4 protein-coding genes and 1 tRNA gene are annotated in these 4,731 nt (G+C 57.2%); 1 reads left to right on the forward strand and 4 read right to left on the reverse strand.

Annotated elements, in window-relative coordinates:
* Positions 1 to 107: 107 nt before the first annotated feature.
* The 3 genes from QVP03_RS10930 to QVP03_RS10940 all read right to left on the reverse strand — a co-directional run bounded on the left by QVP03_RS10930 (position 108) and on the right by QVP03_RS10940 (position 3,291).
* Positions 108 to 1,574: an OmpP1/FadL family transporter gene (locus tag QVP03_RS10930; protein WP_022333472.1), complete on the reverse strand. Its 1,467-nt coding sequence runs from the start codon at positions 1,572 to 1,574 to the stop codon at positions 108 to 110.
* Between the two features lie 228 nt (positions 1,575 to 1,802).
* Positions 1,803 to 2,999, reverse strand: coding sequence for a pyridoxal phosphate-dependent aminotransferase (locus QVP03_RS10935; RefSeq protein WP_022333473.1), 1,197 nt, complete (start codon positions 2,997 to 2,999; stop codon positions 1,803 to 1,805).
* Between the two features lie 31 nt (positions 3,000 to 3,030).
* Positions 3,031 to 3,291: an HU family DNA-binding protein gene (locus QVP03_RS10940; protein ID WP_022333474.1), complete on the reverse strand. Its 261-nt coding sequence runs from the start codon at positions 3,289 to 3,291 to the stop codon at positions 3,031 to 3,033.
* A 170-nt stretch (positions 3,292 to 3,461) separates the two neighbouring features.
* Between QVP03_RS10940 and QVP03_RS10945 the strand changes: the two genes are divergently transcribed.
* Positions 3,462 to 3,546: transfer RNA gene (locus QVP03_RS10945), tRNA-Ser, on the forward strand.
* Positions 3,547 to 3,619: 73 nt separating this feature from the next.
* On the opposite strand, the gene QVP03_RS10950 is transcribed toward QVP03_RS10945, so the two are convergent.
* A complete protein-coding gene (locus QVP03_RS10950; RefSeq protein ID WP_022333475.1) occupies positions 3,620 to 4,630 on the reverse strand; it encodes a hypothetical protein in 1,011 nt (336 codons plus the stop codon).
* Positions 4,631 to 4,731 lie beyond the last annotated feature (101 nt).

Here is a 4,731-nt window from a genome sequence, read left to right on the forward strand (position 1 = left end):
CACGGTTTAGGAAACCCTCGTTCTATCCCTTGAACTATGAGGCCGGATAAAAATTGCGGCGCACTTTTCTGCAAAGCGCAGCGCAAATATAATAATTTTTCCCGGTTTTAGAAACTGAACCCTACGCCGATCGAAAATGTGTGGGCACGGGCGGTGTAATTACCCGAAAAATCGGTGACCGGATTGGTGAGCTGGCTTTCGGGAACGCCTGCTGCCGCCAGTTTTTCGTTCACGATGCCCAGCACCGAATTGGTGTAGGGATAGGAGCCCGTACGTTCGGGATCGGCCGAATTGACATAGCCGTATGCGATGTCGATATTCATCCATTTGATCGGGCGGAAGGTGACGCCGGCCGTATAGGCGAGCTTGGTCATCGACGGGGTCTCGGGATTGAGGTAGTCGCTGCGCACGGGGCTTTCATCCACGTACATACCCATACGGGCGGTCAGCCAGTCGAGTGCGTGGTACTGGCCGCCGAAACGGAACGCCAGCGTGTTGGAGTATTTTTTATCGCTGACCGGGATGTTCAGTACGGGGGTGTTGCTGCTCGGTTCGAGAATCTTGACGTCGAGTTTGTCGTAGGCACTCCAGAGCACATATTGCAGGTCGACGGCGAACTCCCATTTCGGAACGGGACGGAAGCTGACACCCCACGTCAGCGATGCCGGCAGGGGCAGCTCGGTCTTCACGACGGCCGACGTGAGCTTGGCGGGGTCGAGACCCAACTGGGGCAGGAGCTGTCCGATGACCTGGGCGATTTGGGTATTGTCGATCATACGCAGGTCGATCGAACCCGAATCCACCTTCATTTTGAGTTTCGAACGGTAGGTAAAGCCCAGCGACCACTGTTCGTTGATGTCCCACATCACACCGAGGTTTACTCCGACGGCCATTTTGGCTTTGCCTTCGAGCCCCAGCGATATCAGGTTTTTGTCCCCGGCCATTTCGAAGAGGTCGGGCATTTGCGGGTTGAGCATTTGCAATGCGCCCATGAGCGCTTTGTTCTGCGGATTGTCGGCGCCGATAGGCAGCAGCGAGCGCGAAAGGTCGAACTTGCCCCAGGTCATCATCAGACCGCCGCCGATGGAGAGGTGTTCGCAGAGTTTGAACGAGACGGTAGGCTGGATATTGTAGGCCTTGAGGTTGATCGACTGGACGAGTTGCGCCCCCGGCCAGTTGTTGCCCCAGTCCATCGAGGAGCCGAACGGCGTATTGAAAGCCAGGCCGACCGACATCCAGTCGAGGGGTTTGTAGTTGAAATAGGCGTAGAGCGGGGTCGCTATGCTGTTGTCCGAGGTGTAGTGCTGCGGCTTGGTCTTGCCCGTATAGTCGGGGAGCGATGTATAGGTGGCCTTCGAAGCGATGCCGGTGATGCCGACCGAGATGTCGAATCGGGTGTCCTGAAACGAGGCGGCGGCGGGGTTGAACCAGATCGACTCGGAGTTAAGCTTCATGGCCGTACCCACGTGTCCCATACCGTTCTGCTTCGAAGAGAGGTTGTTCACTTGATATCCTTCGGCGTATGCTCCCGAAGTGACGGCAGCGGTGGCCAGAAGAAGGAAAAGTTTTTTCATAACGTATTGGTTTGGTTTGTACTATACGCCTGTTGCGGCGTGTAAAAATCGAGGGCAAAAGTAGGAAAACTATCTCTGCCGCCCAAATTTTTTGGTCTAAAATTCCTGAAAATTGACCTATATGGTATAGGATTGGCCGAAACGCCGGGTGGGGCCGGACTCTCCGGCTTCCAAAAAAAAGTGCGGCATTATCCGTGCCGCACTGCGTGTCCGAGATTGCCGGTCGGGCTATTTCCGGTTGTTATATGCCTCGAGCGCCTTGCCCAGTACGACCAACGCCCGTTCGAGGTCTTCCTTCTTGAGTACGTAGGCGATGCGGACTTCGTTGCGGCCGCACGCCGGATCGGAGTAGAAGCCCGATGCGGGGGCGAGCATTACGGTTTCGCCTTCGTAGTCGAAGTCGGAGAGACACCATGCGCAGAAATCGTCGCTGTCCTCTACCGGCAGCCGTGCCACGGTATAGAAGGCGCCCATCGGGATCGGCGAGTATACGCCTGGTAGGCGGTTCAGCCCGTCGATCAGGCATTTGCGCCGTTCGATATACTCCTCGTAGACTTCGGTGCTGTACGATCGCGGCGCGTCGATCGAAGCCTCGGCGACGATCTGTCCGATCAGCGGGGGCGAGAGGCGCGCCTGGCAGAATTTCATCACGGCGTTACGCAGCGTCCGGTTCTTGGTGATGAGCGCCCCGATACGGATTCCGCACTCCGAGTAGCGTTTCGACACCGAGTCGATCAGCACCACGTTTTGCTCGATGCCTTCGAGGTGGCAGGCCGATATGTAGGGCGACCCGGTGTAGATGAATTCGCGGTAGACTTCGTCGGAGAAGAGGAACAGGTCGTATTTTTTGACCAGGTCGCGGATGCGGTTCATCTCCTTGCGTGTGTACAGGTACCCCGTGGGGTTGTTGGGATTGCAGATCAGGATACCGCGCGTGCGGTCGTTGATGAGCTTTTCGAATTCCGCGACGTCGGGCAGTGCGAATCCCTGCTCGATCGACGAAACCACGGGACGTATCACGGCCCCCGCGGAGATGGCGAAGGCCATGTAATTGGCATAAGCCGGCTCGGGGACGATGATCTCGTCGCCGGGGTTGAGGCACGACATGAAAGCGAACAGCACGGCCTCGGAACCGCCCGTCGTGACGATGATGTCGTCGGGCGAGAGCTTGATCTGGAACTGTTCGTAGTAACCTACCAGTTTCTCGCGCAGCGAGCGGTACCCGTCGCTGGGGCTGTATTCGAGCACCGTACGGTCGATCTTTTTCAGGGCGTCGAGCCCGGTCTGCGGCGACGGCAGGTCGGGCTGGCCGATGTTCAGGTGGTAGATCTTGGTGCCGCGTGCCCGGGCGGCTTCGGCCAACGGGACGAGCTTGCGTATGGGTGAAGCCGGCATCAGCTCGGCGCGTTGTGAGATTTCTGGCATGTGTGAAAAAAGTTAAAAAACGCAGTGGAAATTACTCGACCTCGGCCGTGGGGCGGAACTTGATGGCCTTGCGCGGCGGGATCTTCACCGGGGCGCCCGTGCGCGGATTGCGGCCCATGCGTGCGGATTTCTGCTGCACGCTGAATGTCCCGAGCCCGGTGAGGGTAAGGCGCTCACCCTGCCGGAGACTGTGTACGGTCACGCGGATGATGGCATCGACCGCCTTGCGCGCGTCGACTTTCGAGATGTTAGCGTCGAGGGCTACCGCCTCGACCAGCTGCGCTTTGTTCATGTTCTATAATGTGTGAAAAGTTGCGACCTTACCTAACTTGTTGACAAAGATATGGAATTTTCCTAAAAGTCAAAAATAATGTCCTTGATTTGAAGTCCCGCTCCGGCCGCCCCGGAAATAATCGGGGTAAAGATTTGGCAGAATGGAAAAACCGTGCTACTTTTGTCCCCGGAAAGATGGCAGAGTGGTCGATTGCGGCGGTCTTGAAAACCGTTGAGCTGCAAGGCTCCGGGGGTTCGAATCCCTCTCTTTCCGCCGAATGTATGAAGAATCGACAGCAAGAGGGGCTATCACAGCCCCTCTTGTCTTATTCAGGTGTCGGGGTGGCCTATTGTGTGCCCAGTTCTTTATAGAGTTCCAGCCGCAGGCCGCAGTAGTTTTCGATTATTTCGGCAGCCTTTTGAACACGCCCCATGTGCATTTCCAATTCCTGCGGAGCCATGTAGAATTCGGCGCTATACGGCGTTTTCATCAAAATTTGTTTCAGCCATGGCAGCGTGAAAATGTTTTCGATATGGTTGTCGTCGAATACCAGCATCAGCTTTGTCGAAAGCGTCCGCATCCGGTCGTGCATCACGACCGGATCATGGATGTCGAACTCCATACCGTGATAGACATAGTAGAGCGTGTGGTAGAAATAGACGATCGCCTGCGCCGAGAACTGTGCCGCCAGACGCACGTTGCGGCCACCGGCAAACGCATCCTGCGCCTGTTCGAGCAGGTCGTTGCCGAGCGTGCGGAACGTGTCGAAATGGAATTTGGCGTCGGCATAGGCTTTGGCAAAGTCAATCGGGTGCTTCGGGCGGCGAAACCGATAGTGGTCGCTGCAATGCAATAGTTCACCCTCGGCATGGGCAAAGTAGAGGAACGGCGTCCGATGCGATTCGACATAGTTCAAAGGCAGGATATAGGGATTGATGTAGGAGACCTTCCGGTAGCGGTACGGCATCCTGTACCGCAGGATGCGTTTTGCCCGAATCCAGTCGTATTCCGGCGTTTCGCGCACGACCATCAGCAGGTCGTAGGCCACGGCATCGCTGTGGGGCGTGCCGCCGGCCAGCTTTCCGAAAAGCAGGACGTATTCCGGGTCGAAATAGCCGTCCGTCAGGTGGCGGATCATCTGCGCCGCTTCGTTGGGGTCGTAGAGCAGTTCGTCGGGGCGCCCGGGTTGCGGTTGCGGTTGCGGTGCGGGTTGCGCGGCAGATTGCGCGGCGGGCTGTGCCGGTTCCATGGCGGGAGCGACGATCTGTTCGATGTCCGGCTGTTGCGCGGCCCGCGTGGTTTGGGGGACTATGGGTTGCACAGGCTGTTCCTGCGCGGGGTTTTGATTCGGTTCCATTTTGTTTGATTTTAAGATTGCAGACGAAGCCTGCGGGGTTTGAAAACATGCGCAGCGTGTTTGCAGACCTCCGCCGGGGGAGGCTTCGGCCTGCCGCTGCC

Origin of the sequence: Alistipes sp. CAG:29, assembly GCF_000435435.1 — a bacterium.
Classification (GTDB): domain Bacteria; phylum Bacteroidota; class Bacteroidia; order Bacteroidales; family Rikenellaceae; genus Alistipes; species Alistipes onderdonkii.